The sequence below is a fragment of the Micromonospora sp. M51 genome, from assembly GCF_018070305.1.
Taxonomy (GTDB): Bacteria; Actinomycetota; Actinomycetes; order Mycobacteriales; family Micromonosporaceae; genus Micromonospora; species Micromonospora parva.
Genome location: NZ_JAGPXZ010000946.1, coordinates 1 through 2,030 on the forward strand (window position 1 = coordinate 1; position 2,030 = coordinate 2,030).

Genomic DNA, 2,030 nt, shown 5'->3' on the forward strand with positions numbered 1-2,030 from the left:
GCCGCCCCACCATCGGCGCAGCCGCCCCTCCTCCTCAGGTCGTAGGCGCAGTGCCGTCCTGCGCCAGATGGCGGGGGCCGATCCCTCGAACAGGCTTGTTCCATGGCTTCGGGTGACGCCGTACGGACCTGCTCCGGACACCCGTTAGCCAGGAAAGGCACTGGCAGACGATGCGATCACGTCCTCTTCCCGCCCCCGGCTCACCCCGGTCGGGGCGACCTTTCGTCCGGCTCGGCGCGGTGGTGGCGGCCACCGTCGTCATCGCCGTGAGCGTCGCCGGCTGCGGCGCACCGCAGCACAATCCCGCACCGCCCATCGCCGCTCCGGCGGCACCCGCGGCCAGCGGCGGGGCGGGTTCGGCTCTGACCGACACCGACGTCAACGCCTGGCTCGACGGCCTGCTGCCGGCGGCGCTGGACCGCACCGGCATCGCCGGCGCCACGATCGCCGTCGTGCACGACGGCAAGATCGTCACAACCCGGGGGTACGGGTACGCCGACACCGGTGCCGACGGTGACCCGGCCGTGCCGGTCGACCCGGACCGGCACCTGTTCCGGATGGGATCGGTGTCGAAGCTGGTCACCGCCACCGCCGTGCTGCAACTCGTACAGAGCGGGAAGCTCGACCTCGACGCCGACGTCGAGACGTACCTCGATTTCGACCTGCCGCGCCACTACGAGCGGGCCGTCACCCTGCGGCACCTGCTGACGCACACCGCCGGCTTCGAGGAGCGGATCGCCGGCCTCATCGGCACCGAGGGCGGCACCGTCGACCTGCGCAAGGCCCTGGCGACCGACCCGCCCGAGCAGATCTACGAGCCTGGCACCGTCCCCGCCTACTCCAACTACAGCAACGCCCTCGCCGGGTACATCGTCGAACGGGTCAGCGGGACGCGCTTCGAGGAGTACGTCCAGCGCAACATCCTGGACCGCGCGGGCATGCCGTCGTCGACCTTCGAGCAGCCCCTCCCGGCGGCGCTGCGCGACCGGATGTCCAACGGGTACGACACCTCCGCCGGGCCCGCCGCGCCGTTCGAGATCGTCGGCACGCCCCCGCCCGGTGCGTTGAGCGCCCCGGCGACGGACATGGCGCGATTCATGATCGCCCAGCTCGGCGAGCCGGTGGGCTTCGCGCCCCTGCTGGACAAACCCACCCGCGACCTGATGCAGCGGCCGGCACTCGACTCGACGGCGCTGGGCACGCTGGCCGACGGACCCCGGATGACCCTCGGCTTCTTCACCGAGGACCGTAACGGCCACCGGATCCTCGGCCACGGCGGAGACACCAAGTACTTCCACTCCCACCTGCAGATCTACCCCGACGACCGGGCCGGCATCTTCCTCTCCCTCAACAGCAACGGCTCCGGCGCGCTCGACAGCCAGGAGCTTCGCGAGTCGATCGTGAACGGCTTCGCCGACCGCTACTTCCCCGCCGGTGACGACCAGCCGGGAACCACTGTGGACCCGGAGACCACCGCCACGCACGCCGCGCTGGCGGCCGGCACGTACGAGTCCTCACGAGCGATCCGGAGCAACTTCCTGACGGCGATCGGCCTGGTCGGTCGGACCACGGTCAGCGTCACCGACGGTAACCGGTTGCTGATGGTGCCGGGTCCACTCTCCGACTCCCCCGCCCGCTACGAGGAGGTGGCGCCCTGGGTCTGGCGTGAGGTCGGCGGGCAGCGCACGATCGCCATGCGGGCGAGCGACGACCGGGTCGAGGCGATCAGTTTCGACTCCGCGTTCACGTTGCTGCCCGTCGAGCCCGCCCGCGCCTCCGCGTTGGCTGTCCCGGTGCTGGCCGTGTCGACAGTCGTGCTGCTGCTCACCGTGCTGTCCTGGCCGGTCGGCGCGATCGTCCGCCGTCGACTGGGTCGCGCGCCCCGGGACCGGGCGGGGCGTACCGCGCGGATCCTGAGCCGCCTCGCCGTCGCCGGCACGCTGCTCGCGTTCGCCGGTTGGGTGCTGAGCATCATCAGCATCATGAGCCTGCAGGACGTTCCCGGTGGCGCCCTGCGCACCATCCAGGTG

General features: G+C 71.5%; 1 protein-coding gene. It reads left to right on the plus strand.

Translation table 11 applies throughout. From position 1 onward, the window contains the following. Nucleotides 1-170: 170 nt before the first annotated feature. Nucleotides 171-2,030 (plus strand): serine hydrolase (locus KBX53_RS31090; RefSeq protein ID WP_210863306.1); only part of this gene is annotated, 1,860 nt, incomplete at its 3' end.